Source organism: Pseudomonas sp. MOIL14HWK12:I1 (genome assembly GCF_000510705.1).
GTDB classification, from domain to species: Bacteria; Pseudomonadota; Gammaproteobacteria; order Pseudomonadales; family Pseudomonadaceae; genus Chryseomonas; species Chryseomonas oryzihabitans.
Map to the genome: position 1 here is coordinate 830,085 of NZ_KI783307.1, position 26,853 is coordinate 856,937.

The 26,853-nt window shown below is 67.7% G+C and carries 22 protein-coding genes; 10 read left to right on the forward strand and 12 right to left on the reverse strand.

Annotated features, from left to right (window positions below; translation table 11 throughout):
* The first annotated feature begins 189 nt into the window (after window positions 1-189).
* Together PSEK12I1_RS0113860 and PSEK12I1_RS0113865 are read left to right on the forward strand one after the other, a co-directional pair.
* Window positions 190-1,503: a chromosome partitioning protein ParA gene (locus PSEK12I1_RS0113860; protein WP_171991242.1), complete on the forward strand. Its 1,314-nt coding sequence runs from the start codon at window positions 190-192 to the stop codon at window positions 1,501-1,503.
* Window positions 1,504-1,514: 11 nt separating this feature from the next.
* Entirely contained in the window at window positions 1,515-2,438 is a 924-nt protein-coding gene (locus tag PSEK12I1_RS0113865) for a 1-aminocyclopropane-1-carboxylate deaminase/D-cysteine desulfhydrase (protein ID WP_081737493.1), read from the forward strand.
* Here the strand turns inward: PSEK12I1_RS0113865 and PSEK12I1_RS0113870 are convergent.
* Window positions 2,411-3,391: a DUF1853 family protein gene (locus PSEK12I1_RS0113870; RefSeq protein ID WP_027601910.1), complete on the reverse strand. Its 981-nt coding sequence runs from the start codon at window positions 3,389-3,391 to the stop codon at window positions 2,411-2,413. The two genes, PSEK12I1_RS0113865 and PSEK12I1_RS0113870, sit on opposite strands and share 28 nt — an antisense overlap.
* A 40-nt stretch (window positions 3,392-3,431) precedes the next feature.
* Here PSEK12I1_RS0113870 and PSEK12I1_RS0113875 point away from each other — a divergent pair, with 40 nt between their 5' ends.
* Genes PSEK12I1_RS0113875 through PSEK12I1_RS0113885 form a run of 3 tightly spaced genes read left to right on the forward strand, consistent with a single transcriptional unit; the run spans window position 3,432 to window position 6,141 of the window.
* Window positions 3,432-4,316, forward strand: coding sequence for an NAD(+) kinase (locus PSEK12I1_RS0113875; protein WP_007158929.1), 885 nt, complete (start codon window positions 3,432-3,434; stop codon window positions 4,314-4,316).
* On the forward strand, window positions 4,316-5,275 hold the full coding sequence (locus PSEK12I1_RS0113880) for a metallophosphoesterase (protein ID WP_027601911.1): 960 nt from the start codon (window positions 4,316-4,318) through the stop codon (window positions 5,273-5,275). Before PSEK12I1_RS0113875 ends, PSEK12I1_RS0113880 begins: the two co-directional genes overlap by 1 nt.
* Window positions 5,272-6,141, forward strand: coding sequence for a rhomboid family intramembrane serine protease (locus tag PSEK12I1_RS0113885; protein WP_027599822.1), 870 nt, complete (start codon window positions 5,272-5,274; stop codon window positions 6,139-6,141). The genes PSEK12I1_RS0113880 and PSEK12I1_RS0113885 overlap by 4 nt, the downstream gene beginning before the upstream one ends.
* Here PSEK12I1_RS0113885 and PSEK12I1_RS0113890 read toward each other — a convergent pair whose 3' ends face one another.
* The gene (locus tag PSEK12I1_RS0113890) at window positions 6,142-6,459 is read right to left on the reverse strand and encodes a hypothetical protein (protein WP_231501006.1); all 318 of its coding nucleotides are present in this window, start codon (window positions 6,457-6,459) and stop codon (window positions 6,142-6,144) included.
* Window positions 6,460-6,534: 75 nt separating this feature from the next.
* Window positions 6,535-8,301 (reverse strand): thiamine pyrophosphate-requiring protein, encoded by a 1,767-nt coding sequence (locus PSEK12I1_RS0113895; protein WP_027601912.1) that lies wholly within the window; start codon window positions 8,299-8,301, stop codon window positions 6,535-6,537.
* Window positions 8,302-8,553: 252 nt separating this feature from the next.
* Here PSEK12I1_RS0113895 and prmB point away from each other — a divergent pair, with 252 nt between their 5' ends.
* Together prmB and PSEK12I1_RS0113905 are read left to right on the forward strand one after the other, a co-directional pair.
* On the forward strand, window positions 8,554-9,468 hold the full coding sequence (gene prmB, locus PSEK12I1_RS0113900) for a 50S ribosomal protein L3 N(5)-glutamine methyltransferase (protein WP_027599819.1): 915 nt from the start codon (window positions 8,554-8,556) through the stop codon (window positions 9,466-9,468).
* A gap of 50 nt (window positions 9,469-9,518) precedes the next feature.
* Entirely contained in the window at window positions 9,519-10,838 is a 1,320-nt protein-coding gene (locus tag PSEK12I1_RS0113905) for a DEAD/DEAH box helicase (RefSeq protein ID WP_027601913.1), read from the forward strand.
* Window positions 10,839-10,892: 54 nt separating this feature from the next.
* Here the strand turns inward: PSEK12I1_RS0113905 and PSEK12I1_RS0113910 are convergent, their stop codons facing one another.
* The 4 genes from PSEK12I1_RS0113910 to PSEK12I1_RS0113925 form a co-directional block, all read right to left on the reverse strand.
* Window positions 10,893-12,728 carry a bifunctional diguanylate cyclase/phosphodiesterase gene (locus tag PSEK12I1_RS0113910; RefSeq protein WP_027601914.1) on the reverse strand — a complete coding sequence of 612 codons (1,836 nt, stop codon included), beginning with the start codon at window positions 12,726-12,728 and terminating at the stop codon, window positions 10,893-10,895.
* A 114-nt stretch (window positions 12,729-12,842) separates the two neighbouring features.
* The gene (gene egtD, locus PSEK12I1_RS0113915; protein WP_027601915.1) at window positions 12,843-13,805 is read right to left on the reverse strand and encodes an L-histidine N(alpha)-methyltransferase; all 963 of its coding nucleotides are present in this window, start codon (window positions 13,803-13,805) and stop codon (window positions 12,843-12,845) included.
* A 3-nt stretch (window positions 13,806-13,808) separates the two neighbouring features.
* A complete protein-coding gene (egtB, locus tag PSEK12I1_RS0113920; protein ID WP_027601916.1) occupies window positions 13,809-15,092 on the reverse strand; it encodes an ergothioneine biosynthesis protein EgtB in 1,284 nt (427 codons plus the stop codon).
* Between the two features lie 98 nt (window positions 15,093-15,190).
* Entirely contained in the window at window positions 15,191-16,420 is a 1,230-nt protein-coding gene (locus PSEK12I1_RS0113925; protein WP_027601917.1) for a carbohydrate porin, read from the reverse strand.
* Window positions 16,421-16,626: 206 nt separating this feature from the next.
* Here PSEK12I1_RS0113925 and PSEK12I1_RS0113930 point away from each other — a divergent pair, with 206 nt between their 5' ends.
* Both PSEK12I1_RS0113930 and PSEK12I1_RS0113935 read left to right on the forward strand, forming a co-directional pair.
* Window positions 16,627-17,571, forward strand: a complete 945-nt coding sequence (locus PSEK12I1_RS0113930) for a 2-hydroxyacid dehydrogenase (protein WP_027601918.1) — start codon at window positions 16,627-16,629, stop codon at window positions 17,569-17,571.
* Window positions 17,572-17,624: 53 nt separating this feature from the next.
* Window positions 17,625-21,971, forward strand: a complete 4,347-nt coding sequence (locus tag PSEK12I1_RS0113935) for a DEAD/DEAH box helicase (RefSeq protein WP_027601919.1) — start codon at window positions 17,625-17,627, stop codon at window positions 21,969-21,971.
* Between the two features lie 3 nt (window positions 21,972-21,974).
* Here the strand turns inward: PSEK12I1_RS0113935 and PSEK12I1_RS0113940 are convergent, their stop codons facing one another.
* Window positions 21,975-22,700, reverse strand: coding sequence for a TorF family putative porin (locus tag PSEK12I1_RS0113940; RefSeq protein WP_027599811.1), 726 nt, complete (start codon window positions 22,698-22,700; stop codon window positions 21,975-21,977).
* A gap of 469 nt (window positions 22,701-23,169) precedes the next feature.
* On the opposite strand from PSEK12I1_RS0113940, the gene PSEK12I1_RS25010 reads away from it, so the two are divergent.
* Window positions 23,170-23,301 (forward strand): hypothetical protein, encoded by a 132-nt coding sequence (locus PSEK12I1_RS25010; protein WP_007158915.1) that lies wholly within the window; start codon window positions 23,170-23,172, stop codon window positions 23,299-23,301.
* Window positions 23,302-23,371: 70 nt separating this feature from the next.
* On the opposite strand, the gene PSEK12I1_RS0113950 is transcribed toward PSEK12I1_RS25010, so the two are convergent.
* The 4 genes from PSEK12I1_RS0113950 to PSEK12I1_RS0113965 are packed head-to-tail and all read right to left on the reverse strand — an operon-like array spanning window position 23,372 to window position 26,768.
* Window positions 23,372-24,136 carry an ABC transporter ATP-binding protein gene (locus tag PSEK12I1_RS0113950; RefSeq protein ID WP_007158914.1) on the reverse strand — a complete coding sequence of 255 codons (765 nt, stop codon included), beginning with the start codon at window positions 24,134-24,136 and terminating at the stop codon, window positions 23,372-23,374.
* Between the two features lie 34 nt (window positions 24,137-24,170).
* On the reverse strand, window positions 24,171-25,283 hold the full coding sequence (locus PSEK12I1_RS0113955) for a succinylglutamate desuccinylase/aspartoacylase family protein (RefSeq protein WP_027601920.1): 1,113 nt from the start codon (window positions 25,281-25,283) through the stop codon (window positions 24,171-24,173).
* A gap of 37 nt (window positions 25,284-25,320) precedes the next feature.
* Window positions 25,321-26,031 carry an ABC transporter permease gene (locus PSEK12I1_RS0113960; RefSeq protein ID WP_007158912.1) on the reverse strand — a complete coding sequence of 237 codons (711 nt, stop codon included), beginning with the start codon at window positions 26,029-26,031 and terminating at the stop codon, window positions 25,321-25,323.
* Window positions 26,028-26,768, reverse strand: coding sequence for an ABC transporter permease (locus PSEK12I1_RS0113965; protein ID WP_007158911.1), 741 nt, complete (start codon window positions 26,766-26,768; stop codon window positions 26,028-26,030). The genes PSEK12I1_RS0113960 and PSEK12I1_RS0113965 overlap by 4 nt, the downstream gene beginning before the upstream one ends.
* Window positions 26,769-26,853: the final 85 nt, after the last annotated feature.

A 26,853-nucleotide genomic window follows, 5' to 3' on the forward strand; every position in this document is an offset into this window, starting at 1 on the left:
CCGACCAGGATTGGCTAAGCTGCCGTCCTGATGCGTCGGGTGGGGGCCCGGCGCGTTGGAGCAGTCGGGCGGCGACGCGGATCAAGCGCGTCGCCGCCCGAGGTCGGCGCGCGGATGCAGGTCCGGTCGCCAATTGGCGAGAGGCCGGCCTCGGTATTCATGTGGGATCGACAGAGCACGCGGCGAGAGATGGCAGAGACGTTGAACGAAGAGGCGGTACTGACCCCGGTGGTGCTGGGGTTCGGCGACCAGGGTGTGAATCGCGCCTTGCTGTTTCCCGATTTCCAGGCGCTCTGGCAGGGCGACCAGACGCTGCTCGACTGCGCCGGACGGCGCCATCGCTTCGTCTATCTGCTGCTGGACGACCACCGCCGGGTCAAGGCCGCGGTGTTTTTCCTGCTGGCCTTCGATGCCCAGGGCAGTCCGCTGCCGGAGTGGGACCTGCCGCTTACGGAGCTGGCCGAGCGCGGCGATGTCGGTCCCGACCTGGGCGCCGGGCCGATCCGCCTGGCCAGTCGCAGCCACTGCCCGATTTCCTGGCACCAGGGCGATCTCTGGGATCCGCGCAGCGAGGCCGAGCATGACGACTGGCAGGCGATCCGCGATTGCCTGGGCCTGGTCGCGCCGCGCGACGGCGAGGTGGAGCTGGCCGGGGAATATCATCCCAGTGCCGCCGACGGCATCGATGTCGAGGCCCGTCTCGAACGGGTCCGCCGCATCCTCGCCCAAGAACACCAAGAGGCGCTGGACAAGCTGATCGCCGGCCAGCGCACCCGTCTGCTGACCCTGACCCGCCAGCACCAGGAAGACCTGGCCCGCCTGCAGCGCGATGCCGACGAGGCGCGCGCCGCCAAGGCCGAGCTGGAGGTGCGCTACGCCGCCCTGGCCCAGCACCTGGAGCAACAGCACGACCTGGCGCGCCAGGAGCGCGAAGAACTCAACGAACAGATGCGCACCCTGGAGCGCAACGCCCTTTACAAGATCGAGGCGCTGCGCATCCAGTCTGAAGCCGAAAGCGAAGCCCGGGTGGCCGCCGCGGTGGGCGAGCTGAAGAATCAGCTGACCATCCGCGAGGTGGAACTCAAGTACCGCGACGAGCTGGACGGCCAGTTGCAGGAAGACATCCGCCAGCTGCGCGAGCGCTGCGCCCAGCTGATCGGCGACAGCAACGAAGGCCAGCTGGAACGCCTGGCGCGCCAGGGCATCCTGTTCGTCACCTTCCAGCCGGGGGCGGGGCATCTGATCCTCAGCCGCCAGGACGTGCCGCGGTTCAGCGCCGATCCCCTGGGCTATGTCGCCGAGCACTGCAAGGTCAGCCGCGAGCAATACCAGCGCTGGCTGGAGCATCACCAGCAGCCGGTGTGCCAGGCCGAGGTGGAGGGCGAGCGCTGCGGGCGGCCGGTGGTGCGGGTCGAGCATCCCGCCCAGTTCGATCCGCTGCGCTCGACGCTGTGCGCCGAGCACCGCGGCGATGACAGCGATGGCGACGTCGCCAATCTCTGAATCCCCGGCGGATGATATCTCTCCCACCCGCCACGCTGCAGGAGGTGCAACTGCCCGCCCTAGTGGCGCGCGACCTGCGCCTGGCGGTGCTGCGCCTGGATCAGCGCCCGGCCGCGCATAACGGCAACAAGGGCTACAAGCTGCGGCCCTGGCGCGAACGCCTGGCCCGGGGCGAGGGCCGTGGGCTCATCAGTCTCGGCGGTGCCCACTCCAATCATCTGCATGCGCTGGCCGCCCTGGGCCGGGCGGAAGGCTTCGTTACCGTCGGCCTCCTGCGCGGCGAACCCTGCCTGACGCCCACCGTCCAGGATCTGCAGGCCCAGGGCATGACCCTGCACTGGCTCGGCTATGGCGGCTATCGCCGTCGCCATGACGCCGACTTCTGGCAGCCCTGGCAAGCGCGCTATCCCGGGTTGCTGCCCATTCCCGAAGGCGGCTGCGACGAGCAGGCCGCCGCGGCCTGCGCGGCCATCGTCACGGAGTTGCGCCAGGGCCTCGCCGCCCTGGATTGGCCCGATTGCCAGCAAGTCTGGCTGGCCGCCGGCACCGGCACCACCCTGGCCGGGGTGATCCGCGCCGCCGATCCCGCCTGGCAGGTGGTGGGCGGCCTGGCGGTGCCGCCCGGGCACGGCGTCGAAGCCAACCTCGACCGGTTGCTCGCCCAGCACACGGTCCCGAACTGGCGCCTGCTGGACGCCAGCCGCGGTGGCTTCGGCCGCCTCGATGCCGAACTGGCCCGGGCCATGGCGGAGTTCGAGGCGCAGACCGGGATCCCCCTGGAGCCGCTCTATACCGGCAAGCTCTGGCTGGCCCTGCGCCAGGCAATCGAGAGCGGCGCGCTGGCCCCGGGCAGTCGCCTGGTGCTGATCCACAGCGGGGGCCTCCAGGGCCGCCGCGCGCTGGAGCCTCAGCTGGCGAAGTGGTTCGGCGGCTGAAGCGGCCAACCCCCAGGCACTAGGAACAGCCGGGCATCCTCGTCGCCGCGTGCATCGCGCCGCACCAGCAATTGCGGCCAGATCGGCTCGCCGTCCGGCAGCGGCAGGCAGGGCGTGTCGGCCACCGCGGGTGCCAGCCAGTGGCCCTTGGGCAGCACCTCCCAGGGACCCTCCGGCAGTTGCCCGCGCGCGCACCACAGCTGGGGTTGTCGGGATGGCAGGGCGTCCGCCGGCCAGGGCAGGGGGCGGTCGAGCGGCTGGAACAGATAGCCGCCCAGCCACAGCGCCGCCCGCGGCGGGGCGATGTCCAGCGCCGCCAGGCTGGCCCGGGCCAGGGGCGTGGCCGACAGCGGCAACTGGCGCTGGCGCAGATGGGCGAGCTTGCGCGCCAGCTGGTCTTCGCCACCGGGGCCCAGCCAGCGGGGTGCGTCCGCCGGGCCTTCGCCCAGGTAGAACTTCACCGCCAGTTCCAGGTGATGAACGCCCTCGGCGTCTTCCACCAGCAGGTCCAGTTCACCCAGGGTACGGTCACCGTCGCGCAAGGGCAGGTTGGCCGCGCGCAGCCTGAGTCCCGGCGCCCGTTCGAGGGCGAATTGCCAGAGTCTTTCGTACTGGCGCCCCAGGCGGCGGTCGCTGCCCTGGGCGAGCCAGGTCGCCAGGGCCGCGGGGGCCGCGTCCTGTTGCAGCAGCCAGTCGGCCAGACGTTCGGGGTGGCTCGCCCAGTCGCTGGCGGCCAGCGGATGACGGGTGTCGGCGGCCTCCAGCAAGGGCGGCGCGACCAGGGTCCAGGCGAGATCGCGCACCTGGGGCTGGCTCAGGCGGCGGGGCAGGGCGTGCAGCTCGGCGAAGGGCGTCATGGTGCCAGCATAGGCCAAGCCGGGCCGCTGCGGATCACCGGCGGCGACCCGTGGTCGGATGAGGGCGGTTTGCCGCTGCCACGGGCTTTCGCCCATACTTTCCGCACTTTCCAGCCAACGGGGCCGCCGGCGCGTCATGGACTCCTTTCGTAACATCGGCATCATCGGTCGACTCGGCAGCACCCAGGTGCTGGACACCATCCGCCGGCTCAAGACCTTTCTGCTGCAACGCGGGCGCAACGTCATCCTGGAAAACACCATCGCCGAAGTCCTGCCCGGACACGGCCTGCAGACGGTGTCGCGCAAGCTCATGGGCGAGATCTGCGACCTGGTGATCGTGGTCGGTGGCGACGGCAGCCTGCTCGGCGCCGCCCGCGCCCTGGTGCGCCCGCGGGTGCCGGTGCTGGGGATCAACCGCGGCAAGCTGGGCTTTCTCACCGACATCCGCCCCGACGAGCTGGAGACCAAGGTCGCCGAGGTGCTCGACGGCCAGTACCTGATGGAGACGCGCTTCCTGCTGGACGCCTTCGTCGAACGCGGCGGCGAGATGATCGGCCAGGGCGATGCCCTCAACGACGTGGTGCTGCACCCGGGCAAATCCACCCGGATGATCGAATTCGAGTTGTACATCGACGGCCAGTTCGTCTGCAGCCAGCGCGCCGACGGCCTGATCGTCGCCACCCCCACCGGTTCCACCGCCTACTCGCTGTCGGCGGGCGGTCCCATCATGCATCCCAAGCTGGATGCCATCGTGGTGGTGCCCATGTATCCCCACACCCTGTCCAGCCGGCCCATCGTGGTCTCCGGCGACAGCACCCTGTCGATCCTGGTGTCGCCGAACATGACGATCTATCCGCAGGTCTCATGTGATGGCCAGAATCATTTCACCTGCGCACCCGGCGATACCGTGACCATTCAGAAGAAGCCCCACAAGCTCAGGCTGATCCACCCGCTGGATCACAACTACTACGAGATCTGCCGGACCAAGCTCGGCTGGGGCAGTCGCCTGGGAGACGATTGATGCCCTGCGGCTACGATCTGATCGGCGACATCCACGGCTGCGCCCATACCCTGGACCTGCTGCTGGAGCGCCTCGACTATCAACAGGTGGACGGCGTCTGGCAGCATCCCGAACGCCAGGCGATCTTTCTCGGTGACCTGGTCGATCGCGGCCCGCGCATCCGCGGCGCCCTGCGTCGGGTGCGCGCCATGGTCGAGGGTGGCCATGCCCACTGCATCCTCGGCAATCACGAACTCAATGCCCTGGCCTGGCACACCCCGGCGCTCCCCGGCACCGGCCAGACCTGGGTGCGCGAACACACCCCCCGTCATCGCCAGCTGATCCAGGAGACCCTGGCCGCCTTCGCCGATCATCCCGGCGAGTGGCAGGACCACCTGGACTGGCTCTACACCCTGCCGCTGTGCAAGGACTTCGGTCACTTCCGCATCGTGCATGCCTGCTGGGATCAGCGGCTGATCGACGAACTCCTCCACCACTATCCGGACGCCTGCATCGACGAGGACTTCGTCCGCCAGTCCATCGTCGGTGGCAGCCTCGCCAGCCGGGTCGCCTCGCGCCTGCTCAACGGCGTCTCGCTGCCCTTGCCCCACGGCCTGCGCCTCACCGGCAGCGACGGCTATGTGCGGGCGCGCTTTCGCACCAAGTTCTGGGAAAGCGATCCCCAGACCTATGGCGACGTGGTCTTCCAGCCGGATGCGCTGCCGGCGGAAATCGCCTGCGAACCCCTGAGCGACGAGGAAAAGGCCGGGCTGCTCTGCTACGGCGAGGACGAGCCGATGCTGTTCGTCGGTCACTACTGGCGTGACGGCCATCCCGAACCGCTGCGGCCCAACCTGGCCTGCCTGGACTACAGCGCGGTCAAGTACGGCAAGCTGGTGGCCTACCGCCTCGACGACGAACGCCAGATCGATCCGGCCAAGTTCGTCTGGATCGACGTCCAGCGCGAGGAGGGGCGATGAACCAGCCGCAACCCGTGCTGCGCGTGCCCCTGGGCCGTGACCTGCTGGGCTTCACCCGCCTGCTGCGGCGCCTGCAGATCCGCCACCGGGTGGTGGAAGAGGGCGACAGCCAGGTGCTCTGGGTGCTGGACCCGGCGCGGGTCGAGGAGACCCGCAGCCTCTATGAGCGCTATCCCGATGGCGATCCGCGTGGCGAGGTCCAGACCGCCCGCGGCCCCCGCGGCTTCGGCCTGCTGGCGCAACTCAAGGCCAGTCCGGTCAGCGCCGTCTTTCTCGCCATCACCCTGCTGCTGGGCCTGGCCACCGAACTGGGCGACAACCTGGCGCTGATCCACTACCTGACGCTGCAGGAATTCCGCCTGATCGACGCCGAGCACATCGCCTTCCTCGATCTCGACGCCAGCCTGGCCCGTGGCGAATGGTGGCGGCTGGTCACTCCGATCTTCCTGCACTTCGGTCTGCTGCACCTGGCGATGAACGCCCTCTGGTACTGGGAGCTGGGTCGGCGCATCGAATTCCGCCAGGGCGGCCTGATGCTGCTGCTCCTGACCCTGGTGTTCGCCGCCGGCTCCAACCTGGTGCAGTACGCCTGGACCGGCCCGGCCCTGTTCGGCGGCCTGTCCGGGGTGCTCTATGGCCTGCTCGGCCACTGCTGGCTGTTCCAGTGGCTGGCGCCCAATCCGGCCTATCGCATGCCGCGCGGCGTGGTGGCCATGATGCTGATCTGGCTGGTGATCTGCCTGACCGGCGTCTTCGACCTGCTCGGCTTCGGCTCCATCGCCAATGGCGCCCATGTCGGCGGCCTGGTGCTGGGTTGCCTTACCGGCCTGCTGGGCGGTGGCCTGGCACGCCTGCGGCAGCGCTAGCTAGCGCCGCCGCTTGAGCTCGGGCGAGAGGCTCAGGGCATTGCGATAGCGCCAGCGCCGCTGGCTGCGGCGGCGCAACCAGAGCCCGACCAGCAACAGCAGCGCGCCGCCACCCAGGAAGCCCTGGGCGGTCTCGCGGGCCAGGGACAGATAGGGCGCCAACTGCGGCAGCTGCAGCAGCGCGGCACCGCCCGCCAGCAGCGCGGCCAAACCCGTCAGCACCGAGAGGGTGCTGAGGCCGGCGGCGAGGGAGGTTAGAAAGGGCCGCCGCAGGCGCAGCGGCGGCGGATCGAAACGGTCTTGCTCGGGCAACTGCATGCTCATACCCCAGGCGCTGTAAGGCCGCCGAGGTTATACGCCTCGGCGGTCCTTGGCGAGCCTGAGAGGCGCGGGCTAGCGCAGCAGCTGTCGGGCCCCCTGCTTGAGCATGTCCCAGCGATTCGGATCACCACTGGCGATGGCGCCGAGGAAGGCCCGCGCCTGCTCGAAGCTGATGTGCGGCGGCAACGGCGGCACGCTGGGGTCGGTGACGAACTCCAGCACCACCGGGCGATCCGCTTCGAAGGCCTGCTGCCAGGCATCGGCCACCTCGTCCGGACGATGGATGCGCAGGCCCTTGAAGCCGAGCAATTCGCCATAGCGGGCATAGGGGAAGTCCAGCACGTCCTGGGCCGGGGCGAACTTGGGATCGCCGGCCAGGGCGCGTTGCTCCCAGGTCACCTGGTTGAGATCGCCGTTGTTGAGCACCATGACAATGAAGGTCGGGTTGCTGAATCTCTTCCAGTACTGCTGAAGGGTGACCAGTTCGGCATTGCCGTTCATCTGCATGGCGCCGTCGCCCACCAGGGCGATCACCGGGCGATCCGGATGGGCGAACTTGGCGGCGATCGCATAGGGAATGCCACAGCCCATGGTCGCCAGCTTGCCCGACAGCGACCCCAGCATCTGCCCGCTCATGCGGATGTCGCGGGCATACCAGTTGGTGTGGGAGCCGCTGTCGCCGCAGAGGATGGCGTCGCGTGGCAGCTGACTGGACAGCTCATGGAACACCCGCTGCGGATTGATCGGATCGGCGGGCGCCAGGGCGCGCTGCTCGATGGAATGCCAGGAGTCGGCCACGCTCTTCTCGATGCGCGCGCGCCATTTGTCGTGGGGCTTGCTCTGCAGCAGCGGCAGCAGGCGCCTCAGGGTCTCGGCGGCATCGCCCAGCAGCGGCTGCTCGATGGGATACCTCATGCTGATGTTGCGCGCATGCAGGTCGATCTGCACCGCCCGCGCCTGGCCTTCCTTGGGCAGGAATTCGGTATAGGGAAAGGTCGAGCCGACGATCAGCAGGGTATCACATTCCTTCATCAGCAGATCGCTGGCCTCGGTGCCGAGCAGGCCAATGGAACCGGTGACATAGGGCAGTTCGTCGGAGACAACACCCTTGCCCAGCAGCGCCTTGGCCACCCCGGCGCTGAGCTTCTCGGCCACCGCCATCACCTCGCTGCGCGCCTGCAGGGCACCGGCGCCCACCAGCAGGGCCACCTTCTTGCCGGCATTGAGGATGTCGGCGGCGGCCTGCAGGTCGTCTTCCTGGGCATAGGGCCGTGGCGGGATGGCACCGGCCCCGGAAAGGACATTGGCGTGCTGGTGCGGCGGGCTTTCCACCGCCGGCAATTGCTGGATGTCGTTGGGAATGATCACCGTGGCCACCTGGCGCTCGGCGATGGCCACGCGAAAGGCGCGGTCGATGACATGGCGCAGTTGCGCCGGATGCACCACCGTCTCCACGTAGGCGGACACGTCCTTGAACAGGGTGTGCAGGTCGACTTCCTGCTGGTAGTCGCTGCCGAGCGAGGAGGCGGCCTGCTGGCCGACCAGGGCGACCACCGGCATATGGTCCATCTTGGCATCGTACAGGCCGTTGAGCAGGTGGATGGCCCCGGGCCCGGAAGTGGCCAGGCAGACGCCCACCTCGCCGGTGAACTTGGCATGGGCGCAGGCCATGAAGGCGGCCATCTCCTCGTGGCGCACCCGCACATAGTCGAACTGCTCGGCCACCCGCCCCAGGGCACCCATGATGCCGTTGATGCCATCGCCGGGATAACCGAAGACGCGCTCGACGTTCCACTGCCCGAGGCGCTCCCAGAGATGGTCGGCTACGGTCTTGCTCATGACGTTCTCCTAACTGGACCTTTAGGCTTTGTCCGAAAAGTGCCTGCGCTCGGCCATGCTGCGTTAAAAAACCGTTCGGAATGCTCATTTACCACTCGTAAACTCCGCTTCCTCACGGATTTTTGCCTTGCCTGACCTTCGCTCGGCGACTTTTCAAACAAGCCTAGGTTAGGAAGAAGGGGTCCGGCGTTAAGTTCCTGCAGCCGGACCGGGCGCGGGTTAGAATGCGCGGCTGATCATCCGGAGCCTTTCATGAGCGAATCCCGCCTGCGCACCTTGCGCGACCACATCCGCTGGGCCGTCAGCCGCTTCCATGCCGAAGAGCTGTTCTTCGGCCATGGCCACGACAACGCCTGGGACGAGGCCCGCGCCCTGGTGCTGGGCGCCGTGCACCTGCCCTGGGACACCGCCGACCGCTACCTGGACTGCGCCCTGGAAGACGACGAGCGCTACGAACTCGGGGTGCTCTTGCACAGGCGCATCCAGGAGCGCGTGCCCACCGCCTATCTGCTCGGCGAAGCCTGGTTCTGTGGTCTGCCGTTCACCGTCGACGAGCGGGTGCTGGTGCCGCGTTCGCCCATCGGCGAGCTGATCGAAGCGCAATTCGCCCCCTGGCTGCCGGCCACGCCAGCGCGCATCCTCGATCTCTGCACCGGCTCGGGCTGCATCGGCATCGCCTGCGCCTATGCCTTCCCCGAGGCCGAGGTGGCCCTGGGCGATCTGTCCTACGACGCCCTGGAGGTGGCCTGGCAGAACATCGAGCGCCACGGCCTGGAGGAGCGCGTCTATACCGTGCAGGGCGACGGCTTCGCCGGCCTGCCGGGGCAGCGCTTCGACCTGATCGTCAGCAATCCGCCCTACGTGGATGCCGAGGACTTCGCCGACATGCCGGCCGAGTACCAGCACGAACCGGCCCTGGGCCTGGCCTGTGGTGACGACGGCCTGGATCTGGTGCGACGGATGCTGGCCGAAGCGGCCGATCACCTCACCGAGCAGGGCATCCTGGTCGTGGAGGTGGGCAACAGCCAGGTCCACGTCGAGGCGCTCTATCCGGAAGTCGATTTCACCTGGCTCGAATTCGAGCGCGGCGGCCATGGCGTCTTCCTGCTCGCCGCCGCCCAGTGCCGCGAGCACCAGGCGCTGTTCCGCAGCCGTCTGGTCCCCTGATCACCTGCGGTCGCCGGTGGCGGCCGCCTTTGTTTACCGAGGTCTACCCCGTGTTTACCGAACTCGCTCTGCACGAGCGCCTGCTCAAGGCCCTCGACACCCTGGGCTTCAAGACGCCCACCCCGGTCCAGGCCGCTGCCGTGGGCCCGGCCCTGGCAGGTCATGACCTGCGCGTCACCGCCCGTACCGGCAGCGGCAAGACCGCGGCCTTCCTGCTGCCGCTGCTGGATCGACTGCTCAAGGATCCCAAGCCGCGTTCCGGCGCCCGCGCCCTGATCCTGCTGCCGACCCGCGAGCTGGCCCAGCAGACCGCCAAGGAAATCGAACGCTTCGGCCAGTTCACCTTTCTCAAGGCCGGCCTGGTGATCGGCGGCGAGGACTTCCGCGTCCAGGCCGCCGGCCTGCGCAAGAATCCCGAGATCCTGGTGGCCACCCCCGGTCGCCTGCTGGAGCAGCGCAACGCCGGCAACGTGGATCTCAGGGACATCGAGATGCTGGTGCTGGACGAAGCCGACCGCATGCTCGACATGGGCTTCTCCGAGGACGTGCTGCAGATCGCCGCCAGCTGCGAGCGCGAAGGCCGCCAGACCCTGCTGTTCTCCGCCACCAGCGGGGGCAACAGCCTGCGTCAGGTGGTCGAGCAGGTCCTGCGCGAGCCGCAGAATCTCATGCTGGACCGCACCGGCGAACTCAACGAAGCCGTGGTGCAGCAGGTGATCCTGGCCGACGAGCCGCCGCACAAGGAGCGCCTGCTGCAGTGGCTGCTGGCCAACGAGACCTATCGCAAGGCCATCGTCTTCACCAACACCAAGGTGCAGGCCGATCGCCTGACCGGTCGCCTGGTGGCCGAGGGCCTCAAGGTCTTCGTGCTGCACGGCGACAAGGACACCAAGGACCGCAAGCTGGCCGTGGAGCGGCTGCAGAGCGGCGCGGTCAAGGTGCTGATCGCCACCGACGTGGCCGCCCGCGGCCTGGACGTGGACGGCCTGGACCTGGTGATCAACTACGACCTGCCGCGCAGTGGCGACGAATACGTCCACCGCATCGGCCGCACCGGGCGCGCCGGCGAGGCCGGTCTGGCGATTTCCTTCGTCACCCATGGCGACTGGAATCTGATGTCCAGCATCGAGCGCTATCTCAAGCTGAGATTCGAGCGTCGTCACCTGCCGGGTCTCAAGGCCAGCTACAGCGGTCCGAAAAAGCTCAAGGCTTCGGGCAAGGCGGCGGGCGTGAAGAAGAAAAAGACCGAGGGCAAGAAGGACGGCAAGGCCAAGACCAAGGCCAAACCCAAGTCCGAACGCCGTCCCGGCGCCCTGGTGCCGACTTCGGCCGACGGCTTCGCGCCGCCGCGCAAGCGCACCCAGGAGTGATCTTGCGGCGGGCCTGAGGCGCCAACCCGCGGCGAGACCGCGGGGCAGGGCGCCTTAGTGCTTGGCGGCGTTGTCGAACAGCTGAAAGACCGGCGCACGCCGCGTAGGGCGTCGTTGCGGATCCGGTTGCTGGATCAGCAACCAGGCCTGCAACTCCGGTTCGGGCATGGGCTTGCCGATCCAGAAGCCCTGGCCTTCGTCGCAGCCCATGGCCAGCAGGCTGGCCAGGGCCTCGGCGGTCTCGATACCCTCGGCGGTGATGCGAAAGCCCAGTTGATGGGACAGTTCGATCAGCGAGCTGACGATCAGCCGGTCCTTGGTGCGGTGGGTCAGCTCGCGGACGAAGCTGCGGTCGATCTTGATGGTGTCGGCCGGCAACTCACGCAGGTGCGAGAGGTTGTTGTAGCCGGTCCCGAAGTCGTCGATGGCGATGCCGATGCCCAGCTCGCGCAGGGCGGCCAGCTGCCGATGGATCAGCGCCACGTCACCCAGCAGAGCATTCTCGGTGACCTCCAGCTCCAGGCGCCGGGGGTCGACCGGATAGCGCTGCAGCAGGTCGGTGGTGTGCTCGGTGAAGTCCGGATCGTTCAGGTCATGGGCGGAGATGTTGATCGCCACCCCCAGGCCCCGGCCCTCGCGTTGCCAGGCATAGGCCTGGCTGATGGCCTGCTGCATGACCCAGCGACTCAGCGCGGTGATCAGCGCGGTCTTTTCCGCCAGCGGAATGAATTCCGCCGGACTGACCGGGCCAAGGTGCGGATGCTGCCAGCGCAACAGCGCCTCGACGCTGTGGCAGCGACCGGTGGCCAGATCGATGCGCGGCTGATAGACCAGGCTCAACTGGTCCTCGGCGCGCAGTGCCTGGGGCAGGGCGCTGAGCAGGGCGAAGGCGCGGCGGTAGGCGGCGTCATGCTGCGGATCGAAATACCGGCAGCCGCGCATTTCGGCGCGGGCATCGTCGGCTGTGGCGATCAGGGCACGCAGCCAGTCGGTGGGATGGTCGTCGGTCAGGGACATCACCCCCAGGCCCAGCCGGGTCTGGATGGGAATGCCATTGTAGTCGAGCACCCCGGTCAATTCCTGCTGCAGGCGCTCGAGCAGCGCCCGCTGCGCGGCCTCGTCGGCGTCGTGCAGCAGAAAGCCGAAGCGGGCCGGTCCGAGGCGATACAGCGGTTGTTCAGCCGGTAGCAGGCGGCGCAGGTGCTGCTTGATGGCCCGTTGCAGGCCATCGAAATGCGCCTGGCCCATGGCCTTGATGAAGTCGTTGAGATAGCTCTGGGCGAACAGATCGGCCGCCACCGCCACCACCGAGGTACCGGCCCGGGCCAGGGCTTCGGCATCCTCGCTGAAGCGCTGACCATTGGGCAGCTGGGTGACCGGATCCCAGAAGGCTTCGGTGCGCAGCAATTCGATGTGCTGGCTGGCAAGGGCCGCTAGTTGCTGCAGCGCCACCAGCCGATCCTGGGGTAGGGCGGCGCGGGGAGCGGCATCGAACAGGCAGAGACTGCCGAGCATCAGCCCTTCGGCGGTGCGCAGCGGCGCGCCCAGGTAATAGCGGATGTTCGGTGCACCCCTCACCACCTGGAGGTCGGCGAAGCGGGCATCGTTGCGGGCGTCTTCCACCTGCAGCGGCAAATTGGTTTCCTGCAGGTGCTGGCAGAACGACTGGCCGCGTGGCACGGTGAAAGGCGCGCAGCCTACGGTGGCTCGACAATGGACCTGCTGGCCGTCAAGAAAGCAGATCATTGCATAGGGGACATCGAACAACCGGGCGCAGAGATCGGTGAGATCCTGGAAGGCACGGTCGGCAGGGCGGTCGATCAGGGCAAGATCGCGCAGCAGTGCAAGACGCTGGCGTTCGTTGGCCGCAGTGAGTGGAGCGGGCTCCATAGCAACGTCTCGGTGCGCTGTAGTAGCAGATTGCTACTTAGAGCGTGATGGGGTCGAGAGTTCCCTCACTACCCGCCTCACAGTCTACCGGTTGTCATTTATCTGTCGAAAGGATCAGGCCGCGAAGTAGAAAACGGCGAACAGCCCCTCGGGGTCGGTCCACACCCGCACCTGTCTGAAACCGGCGTCTTCGGCCAGCGCACGAAAGCTCGCCAGGCTGTACTTGTAGGAATTTTCGGTATGCAGCCGCTCGCCTTCGCGGAAGGTGAAGCGGCGGCCTTCGAGACGTACCGTCTGGTCGCGGGTACTGACCAGGTGCATCTCGATGCGCGCCTGTTCTTCGTTGAAGAAGGCCAGGTGGCGGAAGCGCTGCGGATCCAGATCGGTGTCCAGCTCGCGGCGGATGCGTTCGAGCAGGTTGAGATTGAAGTCGGCGGTCACTCCCGCGGCATCGTTGTAGGCCGCATCCAGCTGCGCCCTGTCCTTGATCAGGTCCACCCCGATCAGCAGGCCCCCGGTCGCCGGCAGCATCCGGTGCAGATTGCGCAGGAAAACGCCGGCTTCTTCCGGGGTAAAGTTGCCGATGCTCGAACCGGGAAAGAAGGCGATGGGGCGCAGGCCGTCGAGACTGTCGGGCAGGGTCATGGGCCGGCTGAAGTCGGCGCAGGCGGCGCTGACGTCCAGCCAGGGATAGTCGGCCGCCAGACGCTGGGTGCTGCTGAGCAGGAATTCCCGGGAGATGTCGATGCCCAGGTAGCCGGCCGGGTGCATGGCTTCCAGCAGCAGTCTCACCTTGCGACTGGCGCCGCTGCCCAGTTCGACCAGGGCGGCGTCACGCCCCGCCAGGCGGGCGATCTCACCGGCCGCCGCGGCCAGGATGCCCTCTTCGGTGCGGGTGGGGTAGTACTCGGGCTGCCGGGTGATGGCCTCGAACAGCTCCGAACCGCGCTGATCGTAGAAGTACTTGGGCGACAGCGCCTTGGGGGTCTGGGCGAAGCCCTGGAGCACATCGTCCCGCAGCGAGCTGTCGGCGACGGTCACCGGTTGCTGATCGAAGAAGCGCACGGCTAGGGCCATGGGTCAGACCTCTCTGGCCAGGCGCAGGCCCGAGAACTGCCAGCGCATGGTGGGATAGAAGAAGTTGCGGTAGGTGGCACGCACATGGTCCTGGGGCGTGGCGCAGCAGCCCCCGCGCAGGACCATCTGGCCGGACATGAACTTGCCGTTGTATTCGCCCAGGCTGCCCGGCAGTGGCTTGAAGCCGGGGTAGGGGCGGAAGGCGCTGCCGGTCCACTCCCAGACGTCGCCGAACAGCTGGCGCATGCCCTGGTCCGCATTGGCGACTGGTTGCAGGTGATCCTGGTCGACGAAGTTGCCCTGGATCGGCTGGCGCGCCGCCACGGTTTCCCATTCCGCCTCGGTGGGCAGCCGGGCACCGGCCCAGCTGGCGTAGGCATCGGCTTCATAGAAGCTCAGGTGGCAGACTGGTGCGGTTGGATCCACCGGGGTCAGGCCGCCCAGGGTGAAGTGGTGCCAGACGCCATCGAGCCTCTGCCAATACAGCGGCGCCTGCCAGCCGAGGGTGCGGATGGCCGCGGCGCCGTCGGACAGCCAGAGATCGCTGCGGCCGTAGCCGTTGTCTTCGATGAAGGCCAGGTATTCGCCATTGGTGATCAGCCGATCGGCCAGCTGGAAGTCATCGACGAATTGCCGATGCACCGGCGTCTCGCAATCGAAGGCGAAGCCGTCGCCGCCATGACCGACATGCCGGACGCCGCCCGGATGGGCTTCCCAACCCAGGGGCGCGACCGCGGCCTTGGGGCCCTTGGCCAGGTCGGCGCGATAGACCGGATGCAGGGGGTTCTGCGCCAGGATGTGCTTGATGTCCATGAGCAGCAATTCCTGGTGCTGCTGCTCATGGTGCAGACCGAGTTCCAGGCGCCGGGCGATCTCGGCGGCATGTTCGGCGGGCGGCGCGCTGAGCAACTCGGCCATGGCGGTGTCCACCGCCGCGCGAAAGCGATAGACGTCGTCCACGCCCGGCCGCGACAGGTGCCCGCGGGCCGCCCGCGGAAAGGGCTTGCCGTGGGTCTCGTAATAGGAGTTGAACAGGTAGTCGTAGGCCGGATTGGGCGTCTGGTAACCCTTGAGGAAGGGCTTGAGGATGAAGGCCTCGAAGAACCAGGTGACGTGGGCCAGGTGCCATTTCGGCGGACTGACGTCGGCCATGCTCTGGATGACGTAATCCTCGACGGTGAGCGGGGCGCAGAGCGCCTCGCTGGCCCTGCGCACACGCTGGAAGCGCTCGAGCAGGGTGGTGGCGGTGTCACTCGCTGCGGGCAGCTCGCGGGCGAGAGGATTCATGGCGTTCTCCCTGGTCGGCCTTTTGGTTGTCAGGAAACCGACCGGGCGGCATAAGTTTAGTTCGCCCGGTTATGACGAGCGGTCTCGCTTGCCCCTGTCTACCACCAGGTTTCCAGCTGCACGCCGAAGTTGTTGCCGTGACGGGCATCGCCGAAGGCGCCGCTGTCGGACAGCGCCGTACCGGCCACGGCAGCATCCTGGGCACCGCGGTTCCAGCTGGCGTAGGTCCAGTAGAGGCGGATCTCCGGCCGGTCCATCAGCCCCATGCCGCCCAGCGCCAGGGTCGGCGCCACGGTGACCTTGTTCAGCTTGCGGGTGGCGCCGCTGTCGGGATGGATCTGGTCGTGGCCGAACTCCACCTGCAATTTGAACAGACGGGTGAAGGCATAGCTGGGCCGCACGCCGAAGGAGTACCAGGTCTGGCCGCCATCGCCGGGGGCGCGGTCGCGCTGATAGAGCGCCAGCAACTGGCCGCCGAAGCGCGGGGTGAGCTGCCAGCGTGGCGATTCGAGCACGCGCAGGCTCTCGTAATCCCGGTCGGCGGTCAGGCTGCCGGTGGCGCCCAGGCCGGTGCCTGGCCCGCGACCGTATTGCACGGTGAAGACATTGACCCCGCCAAAGAATTGCGCCTGCTTGTGCTCGGCGGTGGCCGACCAGCCGCTGTGGGCATTCTGTACCTGACCGGCGCGCTGGATGTAGGACAGCCCCAGTTCGATCTCGCCACCGGGATTGGTCTTGATGCCGCCCAGGTTCAGGTCGTGGCGGTTGGCCTTGTCCGGCTGGTCGATGTTGTCTTCGCGACTGAAGGCGTAGCTCAGCCGCAGGCCGCTGTCGCCCAGGCCGTAGTCCTCCACGCCGAAACCGGTGCCGCTCGGATTCCAGTAGTAGAAGTCGTTGATATGGATGTCGTGACGCTTGTAGTAGCGACGCCCGGCCCAGAGACCACCGCCATTGAGTGCCGGCAGGCTGAGACTGGTCCAGATCTGCGGCAGGCGCACGTTGCCGTTGTCGCCGCTGAAGGTGGGGGTCTGGTCATAGACGTTGTAGAGGCTGGCCATGCCGTGCACCTTTAGTTCGGTGCCATCGACGCCCTTGTACAGGGTCTGGTGCAATTCGAGTTCCCAGTAGGTCTCGCATTCGTTACCCAGACGGTACTTGGCGGGTGCGCCGGGCAGCTGGAAGCAGCTCTGCTTGCCGCCTTCGGCGGAGCCGCCGACACCCACTCGCCCGTAGCCGCTGAATTCCAGCGCCGTGGCGGTCAGCGGCAGGCTGCCGGCAAGGAAGGCAAGACAGCAGGTGGTGCCGGCCTGGCGGAGAACTCTGGTCATCCCGAAAATCCCTGTGTGGTTGGCGGACGCCGATCGGACCTGGGCCCGGCTCGACAAGTTGCGCGAATTTCCCAGCCGATCAAGGACTTGCCTTGGTTCGAAGGCACGGATCAAGACCGCCGAAAGCGGCAGCCTAAAGAGAATGGTTGACGACCGTGGCTCCTGCTGGCGACGCTTGGGTTTTGCCTCAAGGAAAGTATTACAAAATGAAACCGACGCTGCTGATGGCCCCGCAATTGCCCCAGGGACTGGTGACCCGGCTCGAAGCCCACTACCGGGTCCTGGGGCCCTTTCCTTCGACCGATCCCGCGGCGCTGCCCGCAGGGGCTGAGGAGGCCGTGGCGCTGCTGACCATCGGCGGCCTGCCGACCCGCGCCGCGCTGCTGGATACCCTGCCGGCGCTGCGGCTGGTGGCCTGCTACGGCACCGGCTACGAAGGCGTGGAACTGGACGCCTGCCGCGCGCGCGGTATCGCCGTGACCACGGCGGGTGATGCCAATGCCACCGCCGTAGCCGAATTCGCCTTTGGCCTGGTCCTGGCCAGCGCGCGCCGCCTGCTGCAGGGCGACGCCTTCGTCCGCAGCGGCCGCTGGCAGGGCAACGCCGTCGAGCGCATGCCCCAGGTCCCGGGCCTGGCCGGGCGGCGTCTGGGCATCTATGGCCTGGGCGAGATCGGTCGGCGCATCGCCCGGCGCGGCGAAGCTTTCGACATGGAAATCGGCTACTTCAATCGCTCAAGGCGGGAGGGGCTGGACTATGCCTATCACGGCAGCCTGCTGGAGCTGGCGCGCTGGAGCGACGTGCTGGTGGTGGCAGTCCGCGCCAGCGCCGAGACCGTGGGGGCGGTGGATGCCGAGGTTCTGGCCGCGCTCGGCGCCGAGGGCCATCTGGTCAATATCTCTCGTGGCAGCGTGGTCGACGAGGATGCCCTGGCCGACGCCCTGGAGCAGGGGGAGATCGCTGGCGCGGCGCTGGATGTCTTCGCCCGCGAACCCGAGGTGCCCGAGCGCCTGCGCCAGCAGCCCAACCTGGTGCTCAGTCCCCATGTCGCGGCCAATGCGGCCTCGGCCCAGCAGGCCCAGCAAGAGGTGATGCTGGCCAACCTCCACGCCATGCTGCAGGGGGGCGAATTGCGCAATCGCATCGCCTGAGCCGCCGGTCGGCTTGGGTTGTGGCCCCGGATGGCCCCTCCCATATTGGGCGCATGACCTCGAATTCGCCTGCCGCCGTCCTGGCGGACTTTCACGACGCGCCGCGCAGCTGGTTCACGACGCGCTTTCCCGCCCCGACCGAGGCGCAGCTCAAGGCCTGGCCGGCCATTCGCGCCGGTGAATCGGTGCTGGTGGCGGCGCCCACCGGGTCGGGCAAGACGCTGACCGCCTTCTTCGCCGTACTCGATGGCCTGGTGCAGGAAGCGTTGCAGGAGGGTGGCCTGCCCGAGGCCTGCCTCTGGCTCTATGTGTCGCCGCTCAAGGCCCTGTCCAACGACATCCGCCTCAATCTCGAAGAACCCCTGGCCGGCATCGGCGCGGCGCTGGAGGCGCGGGGGTTGCCGCCGCTGGCCTTGCGCACGGCGGTACGCACCGGCGATACCCCGCAAAAGGAGCGGGCCGCCATGCGCCGGCGACCGCCGCACCTGCTGGTCACCACCCCCGAATCCCTCTATGTGCTGCTGGGTTCGGATTCCGGGCGACGGATGCTGGCCAGCGTGCGCGGCGTCATCGTCGACGAGATCCATGCCATCGCCGATGGCAAGCGCGGTAGCCACCTGACCCTGAGTCTGGCGCGTCTGGAGGCCCTCACGGGCCATCCGCTGCAGCGCATCGGCCTGTCCGCCACCCAGAAACCGCTGGCCGCCGTGGCCGCCTTTCTGGTCGGCCGCGACGCCCAGGGGCAGCCCAGGCCCTGCACCGTCATCGACATCGGCCACCAGCGCGCCCGCGACCTGGCGCTGGAGGTGCCGCCCATTCCCCTGGAGGCGCTGCTGTCCACCCAGGCCTGGGAGCTGATCTACGACCGCCTGGCCGAACTGGCCGAGGCGCACCGCACCACTCTGGTGTTCGTCAACACCCGCCGGCTGGCCGAGCGCATGGCGCGCCAGCTCTCGGATCGCCTCGGCAATGCCCAGGTCGCCGCCCACCACGGCAGCCTGGCCAGGGAGCAGCGACTGGACGCCGAGCAGCGCCTCAAGCGCGGCGAGTTGCGGTTGCTGCTGGCGACCGCCTCCCTGGAGCTGGGCATCGACATCGGCGAGGTCGACCTGGTCTGCCAGATCGGCTCGCCGGGCTCCATCGCCGCCTTCCTGCAACGGGTCGGTCGCGCCAATCACCAGGTCGGCGGGCTACCCAAGGGACGGCTGTTTCCCACTTCGCGCGACGACCTGGTGGAGTGCGTGGCGCTGCTCGACTGCGTGCGCCGCGGTGAGCTGGATACCCTGCACATCCCCGTGGCGCCGCTGGACGTCCTGGCTCAGCAACTGGTGGCCGAGGTCGCCTGCCAGGAGTGGTCGGAAGCAGGCCTGCTGGCCGTACTGCGCCAGGCCGAACCCTATGCCGCGCTGAGCGAAGCCGACTACCGGGCAGTGGTGGAGATGCTCAGCCAGGGCTATACGGATCGCCGCGGTCCGCGCGCCGCCTATGTCCATCGGGATGCGGTCAACGGACTCCTGCGCGGCCGTCGGGGCGGCAAGGCGACCGCCGTGATGAGCGGCGGCACCATCCCGGAAAGCGGCGATTTCAGCGTGCTGCTCGAACCCCAGGGCCATACCGTCGGTAGCGTCAACGAGGATTTCGCCTTTGAAAGCCTGGTGGGCGACGTCTTCCAGCTGGGCAACACCGCCTACCGCATCGTCAAGATCGAAGGCAGCAAGGTGCGGGTGGAGGATGCCAAGGGCCAGCCGCCCAACATTCCCTTCTGGCACGGCGAGGCGCCGGGGCGCAGCGATGAGCTGTCGGCGGGTCTGGCGCGCCTGCGCGCGGAACTCGAACCCCTGCTGCCTGGCGCCGACGAGCCGCCGGAACCGGCCATCGCCCGCATTGGCGCGGCCTATGCGCTGGCCGAGGGCGCAGCGCGCCAGCTGGTGGGCTATCTCGGTCGGGCCCGCCAGGCGCTGGGCGCCTTGCCGACCCAGCAGACCCTGGTGATGGAAAGATTCTTCGACCAGGCCGGCGGCATGCAGCTGATCATCCATGCGCCCTTTGGCAGCCGCGTCAACCGTGCCTGGGGCCTGGCCCTGCGCAAGAGATTCTGTCGCACTTTCAATGTCGAGCTGCAGGCGGCGGCGACCGAGAACGCCCTGATCCTGTCGCTGGCCACCAGCCACAGCTTCGTGCTCGATGAGGTCTGGCGCTATCTGCATCCGGCCACCGCCGAGACCGTGCTGATCCAGGCGCTGCTCGACGCCCCGCTGTTCGCCGTGCGCTGGCGCTGGAACGCCACCACGGCCCTGGCGCTGCCGCGCTTCAGCGCCGGGCGCAAGGTGGCGACCCAGGTGCAGCGCATGCGCAGCGAAGACCTCCTGGCCACGGTCTTTCCCGAACAGGTGGCCTGTCTGGAAAATCTCGCCGGCGAGCGCCAGGTGCCGGAGCACCCACTGGTCCGCCAGACCCTCGACGATTGCCTGCACGAATCCCTCGACAGCCGCGGTTGGCTGGCCCTGCTGGCGCGCATCGCGGCGGGCCAACTGACCCTGCTGACCCACGACCTGCCCGGCCCTTCGCCACTGGCCGCCGAGGTGCTCACGGCCAAGCCCTATGCCTATCTGGACGACGCGCCCGTCGAGGAGCGGCGGACCCTGGCGGTGCAGAATCGCCGCTTCGGCGGTGCCGATCTCGACGAACTGGGCGCTCTGGATCCGGCGGCCATCGCCCTGGTCCGGGAGGAAGCCTGGCCACGGCTGGAAAGCGCCGACGACCTGCATGAAGCCCTGCTGGGCGTCGGCTTCCTCACCGAGGCCGAAGTCGCACCGCGGCAGACCCAGGCGCGCCAGCTGGTCAAGGCCGGGCGGGCAGGGCGGCTGCGGCTGCCGGCGGCGACCCTGTGGATCGCGGCCGAGCGACTGCCATTGTTCCAGGCGCTGTTTCCCGGCGTCGCCACCGAGCCGGCGCTCGAGGCGCCGCCGGGTTTCGCAGCGCCCGCGGATGCCGAGGCGGCCCTGGTGGAGCTGCTGCGCGCGCGCCTCACCGCCCTGGGTCCGGTAGACCAGGATGGACTGGCCGCCAGTCTCGGGTTGCCGTCGGCCCAGCTCGCACCGGCGCTGCTGGCCCTGCAGGGTGAAGGCTATGTCCTGCAGGGACGCTTCACCGCGGCGGACAGCGCCGGGGAATGGTGCGAGCGCCACCTGCTGGCGCGGATCCATCGCTATACCCTGGTGCGGCTGCGCAAGGCCATCGAGCCGGTGGCCCTGGCCGACTACCTGAGATTTCTGCTGGAGCACCAGCATCTGACCGGTCCGGCGATCCTGAGAAGTAATGATGGCCTGGAGCAGGTGATCGGCCTGCTGGAAGGCTTCGAGGTCGCCGCCGCCGGCTGGGAAGGCGAGATCCTGCCCAGTCGCCTGCCGAGCTATCAGTTCACCTACCTCGATGACCTCTGCCGCGCCGGTCGCGTGGTCTGGTTGCGCCTGCCCCAGGCGGGGCGCGGAGGCGGCGGACCGGTCAAGGGTTCGCCCATCGTCCTGCTGCCGCGCCGCCACCTGGCCGACTGGAACAGCCTGACCGAGCCCGCCGGCAGCGAAGTGCTGTCACCCAAGGCGCAACGGGTGCTGGAGGTGCTGACCCACCGCGGCGCCTCCTTTTTCGATGAATTGCTCGGCGAGGCGCGCCTGCTGCGCAGCGAGCTGGAGACGGCCCTGGGCGAGCTGGTAGGGGCCGGTGCGGTCAACGCCGACAGCTTCGCCGGCCTACGCGCCCTGCTGCAGCCGGCGGCCAAGCGTGGCAGTGGTCGCAGCGGTTCGCGCCGCGGGCGCATGGCGCTCTATGGCGGGATGGAGGATGCCGGTCGCTGGGTCGCCTTGCGGCCCGCCGAGGCGCCGGACGAGGCGCGGCTGCCGGATGCGCTGCTGGAGCGGCTGGTCGGGCTGCTACTGCGTCGCTATGGCGTGCTCTGCTGGCAGCTGCTGCAGCGTGAGAGCGCCGTCCTGCCGCCCTGGCGCGATCTCCTGCGCGCCTGCCATCGCCTGGAAGCCCGCGGCGAAATCCGCGGCGGGCGCTTCATCGCCGGTCTGTCCGGCGAGCAATTCGCCGATCCGGCGGCCATCGCACCCCTGCGTGAGTGGCGCCAGCGTCCGGCGGAAGATCTCTGGGTGTGCGTCTCGGCGCTGGATCCGCTCAATCTGGTCGGCACCCTGCTGCCCGGGGCCAAGGTGCCTGCCGTGGCCGGCAATCGCCTGCTCTATCGCGACGGAGTGCCGATCGCCACGCGGGTGGGAACCAGGGTCAACTGGCTGGTGGAGCTGGACGCAGGAGAACAGGTGCGGGCGCGGCAAGCGCTGCAGCAACTGGGACGGGAACGGCCCCAGGTCGGCATCGGGCGCAGCCTGCTACGGCAGTAACGACTAGAAGAAGGGGTGCGAGGCCTTGAGCATCAGGGCGCTGTCGCAGTAGGTGTTGTGGCCCGAATACACCGAGCAGTCGGCGCCTCTCAGGCTGGTGCCGCTGTAGGTCAGGTTGAACAGGGTATTCACCCACTTGCGACTCAGATTCACCGACCAGTCGTTGAAGCTGCGCACCATGCCGCCGCTGTCGAGGGTCGTGGGTACGTCCAGCACATAGTTGGTGTACTTGAGCGAGACACCGGTCTTGATCAGCGGCAGGGTCCCCAGGTCGGCATAGACCGAGGCATTGTGGCGCCCCGGGTCATTGGCGAAGGCGGCGCCCAGGCGCTTGCCATAGACGGTCATCCCGGAATACAGCTCGCGACTGGGATCGACGTTCTGGATCAGGTTGCTGTAGTTGATCACGCCCAGTTCGTAGCCATAACCTGGGGCGAAGCGGTGCTTGTAGCCGGCGTAGGTGTCCATCTCCAGCAGCGGCGCTTCCGCGGACGAGGCGTTGTTAGTCGTCCACTGGCCAAAGTACAGCCCGCTGTCGTGGGTGAGATCGAAGCCACCGCCCATGCCGGCGGAGTTCGGTGCGACCAGTCCCTGGGCCATGCTGCGTGACGGCGCCGTGCCCATCTTCAGATCGAAATCCCCTACCTCGCGCTGCATGCCCCAGCTGGCCGCCAGCGCCGGACTGGCCAGCAGCCCTAAAACGAGGAAGAGAGGTAAGGATCTGGTCATGGGAGCACTCCTGCCGTGCCGGTCACGCAAACTTGAGAAAGGATGTGATGGGGATAACAACAAGCAGGGAGAACATCGAGGTGCGAACACCCTGATGACATCGTTGTTATTGGATGAGAAACCGCGGCTAACCCGTTATCGTCCCTCGATGATAACCAACGAAGAGGGCATTTTTTCGCCATTCGTCAGTTTTCAGATCGAGAATTGAACTCGTCGTTAGGCTCCAGACCTTCGAATTTGATATGGGTTCCGATAACAATCGGCAACCGACTGCTCTGCAAGCGAGCATCCACGAGGCCACTGCCGTCCAGTAAAAGACACACTTTTTGACAAAGCGCAGCCCTGTTGCGACGAACAACCGCACGCCAGTGGATTGAATCGACAGGGAAAGGCTCAATATTGTGGAGGAGGGCAGCACGCGCTGCCCGCCATGGCTGTCCCTGACTGAGCGCTGGCTCGAGGAGTTTTCATGAACGACCGTATACAAGCTCTGATGCTGGACCTGCTCGCCCGACTCGGTCTGGTCAAGGCCATCCCGATTCCCAGTCGCGAGCGCGAGCAACTGGCTGCCCAGCGTCGTCGTCAGCAGCAGCGCCGCTGAACGCGCTGATGCGAATCCGAGCGGCGGGCGCCGCCGGGTTCGCGTAGGGTCCCCGGCCGGGGACCCGGACTTACTTCAGATTGCCGCTGAGAAACTGGCGCAGGCGTTCGCTCCGCGGACTGACCAGCACTTCGCTCGGCGGACCTTCTTCCTCCACTACCCCCTGGTGCAGGAACAGCACCTGGGAAGACACCTCGCGGGCGAAGGCCATCTCGTGGGTCACCATGAGCATGGTACGACCTTCTTCCGCCAGGGCGCGGATCACCTTGAGCACCTCGCCGACCAGCTCCGGGTCCAGGGCCGAGGTGGGCTCGTCGAAAAGCATGATCTCCGGTTCCATCGCCAGCGCACGGGCGATGGCGACCCGTTGCTGCTGACCGCCGGACAGGAAGGCGGGGTACTGTTCGGCGACTCGGGCGGGCAGGCCGACCTTGTCCAGGTACTTGCGTGCGCGGTCTTCGGCTTCCGCCTTGCTCACGCCCAGGGCCTTGCGCGGCGCCAGGGTGATATTGTCCAGCACGCTCAGGTGACTCCAGAGATTGAAGTGCTGGAAGACCATGGCCAGGCGGGTGCGCAGATTCTGCAGCTGGGCCGCATCGGCCACCCGGACGGCGCCGCGATCATCGGCCATGCGAACGGTCTCGCCGTCCAGGGTCATGGTCACGGCGTTGGGCTGCTCGAGGAAGTTGATGCAGCGCAGAAAGGTGCTCTTGCCCGAGCCACTGGCGCCGATCAGGCTGACCACATCGCCGGTCTTGGCCTTGAGCGACACGCCCTTGAGCACTTCATGGTCGCCGTAACGCTTGTGCAGGCCTTCGACGGTCAGTTTGTACATGGATAGGGATTCCACAGCAGAAAAGGGGTAGGGATCACGGCGAGAGCAGGTAGCCGCTGCGATAGGCCTCGGTGCCCGCCACATGGGCGATCACCATGCCGGCGGTGGCCATGCGGCGATTGGAGCGCGCATAGAGGATGCCGGCGACCGCGCTGCGCACCTCTTCGACGCGATCGCTGATCGGATCTATGACGTGCGCCAGCACCTGGCCGACCGCGATGCGCTCGCCCACCTGGGCCTTGAGCACCAGCACACCGCCCTGGGTGGTCGCCACCGGCTCCACGGCCGCCAGCGGCGTGGCGGGTTGCAGCAGCGGTGGCAGCGGGGCGGCGGTGCCGCTCAGGAAGCCCTGGTGGCGCAGGTAGTTGACGATGGCCTCGGCATCCGCCGCGGCGAGATCATCACGCACGTCCAGCTGGCCACGCAGCTCCAGGGTCACCGACAGGCTGCCCAGGGGCAGGCGTTCGCCAAAGCGCTGGTTGAGATTCCACCAGAGCAGGGTGAAGCATTCATCGAAGGACTGGCCGCCGGAGTCGGTGGCGAGCAGGCTGGCTTCGGAACCGAAGTAGCGCGCCAGCGGTTCGACCTGGGGCCAGGCTTCCGGCGTGGTGTAGAGGTGGGCCACGGCGTCGAAATCGCAGTGCAGGTCGAGCACCACCTCGGCGTCGCAGGCCAGGCGCTGCAGGGTCAGGCGCTGACTCTCAAGCTGGGTGGTGGCGGATTCCGCGGCCAGGGCCGTGCGGAAGGCCTCGCGCACCAGGGCCTGGTTGGCGGCCACGTCATCGCCGAGGCGCTCGGCGATGACGGCCTCCACCTGGGCGGTCATGTCGCGGAAGCGGCGATTGAAGTTCTGCCCCGTCTCCAGCTCGTAGCGACCGAGGTGGACGTCGGCGACCTGCTGGTCCTGGCCGATGGGGTTGGCTACCGGCACCAGCACCACTTCCGCCAGCAGTTCACCGGCGGCTTCCAGCGCCTTGAGGCGCTGCTTGAGGTGCCAGGCGGTAAGCATGCCGGGCAATTCGTCGGCATGCAGCGAGGCCTGGATATAGACCTTGCGACCGCTATCGGCGGGGCCGAAGTGGAAGCTGTGGATGCAGCGCTCGGTGCCCGGGACCGGGGCGACCAGCGGATGGGTGAGATGGCGCATGACAACTCCGGGGCCGCGCCGGGCGCGGCCGCTTGGGTCAGTGGGTCGGGCCGAGGAAGGCCAGCCAGCGGCGCTCCGCCAGGCGGAACAGGCCGATCAGGATGAAGGACACCGCCAGGTACAGCAACGCGGCCAGGCCGAAGGCCTGGAAGGTCAGGAAGGTGGCGGTGTTGGCATCGCGGGCGATCTTGAGCAGATCCGGCACCGTGGCGGTAAAGGCCAGGGTGGTGGAGTGCAGCATCATGATGACCTCGTTGCTGTAGAACGGCAGCGAGCGGCGCAGCGCCGAGGGCAGGATCACGTGCACATAGAGGCGCCAGCCGTCCAGCCCATAGGCCTTGGCCGCCTCGACCTCGCCATGGGGGGTGTTGCGGATGGCCCCGGCGAAGATCTCGGTGGTGTAGGCGCAGGTGTTCAGGGCGAAGGCCAGGATGGTGCAGTTCAGGCCGTCGCGAAAGAAACTGCCCAGCATCGGCTGGTCACGCACGAAGCCCAGGCTGTAGATGCCGGTGTAGCAGATCAGCAGCTGCAGATAGAGCGGGGTGCCACGGAAGACGTAGGTATAGAAGCCGATCGGCCAGCGCAGCCAGCGGCGCTCCGAAACCCGGGCTACCGACAGCGGCACCGAGACGATGAAGCCGATCACCACCGAGGCCACCAGCAGCCAGAGGGTCATGGCCAGGCCGGTGATGTGGTAGCCGTCGGTCCACAGCAGCGGTTTCCAATATTGCTGCAGGAGTTCGATCATCGCTTGGCCTCCCGCACGCCGACGTGGTAGCGCCGTTCCAGCGCCCCGAGGATGGCGTTGGTCACGGCGGTGATGAGCAGATAGATGACGCCGGCGACGATCAGGAAGTAGAACAGCTTGAAGGTGCCCTTGCCGGCCTCCTGGGAGGCGCGGACCAGATCGGCCAGGCCGATGATGGAGACCAGCGCGGTGGCCTTGAGCAGCACCTGCCAGTTGTTGCCGATGCCGGGCAGGGCGAATCTCATCATCTGCGGAAAGGTGATCAGGGTGAAGGTCTGCCAGCGGGTCAGGCCGTAGGCCAGGGCCGCTTCGCCCTGGCCGCGCGGCACCGCGAGGATGGCGCCGCGAAAGGTCTCGGTGAAGTAGGCGCCATAGATGAAGCCGAGGGTGGCGATACCGGCGGCCATGGGATCGATGTCGATGTAGTCCCAGCCCATGTAGTCGGTGAGGGCGCCCAGCCAGTTCTGCAGGCTGTAGAAGATCAGCAGCATCAGCACCAGATCGGGCACGCCCCGGATCAGGGTAGTGTAGCTCTGGGCGATGAAGCGCAGGGGTGCGAGGCGCGACAGCTTGGCCGAGGCGCCGAGCAGGCCGAGGATGACCGCCACGATCAGCGCGAAGCCGGCGAGCTTGAGGGTCGTCAGGGTGCCTTCCAGGATCAGCGGGCCGTAGCCATGCAGGCTGAGCGTGCCCAGTCCGATGGACTGCAAGAAGGAGTCGAAGGAATTCTGCTGCATGCGTCTTGGGAGAATCGCCTGGTGAGGCCGCGGGCGCCACGAGCGCCAACGGTCATACGTAAAACGCCCCCGGTGGTACCGGGGG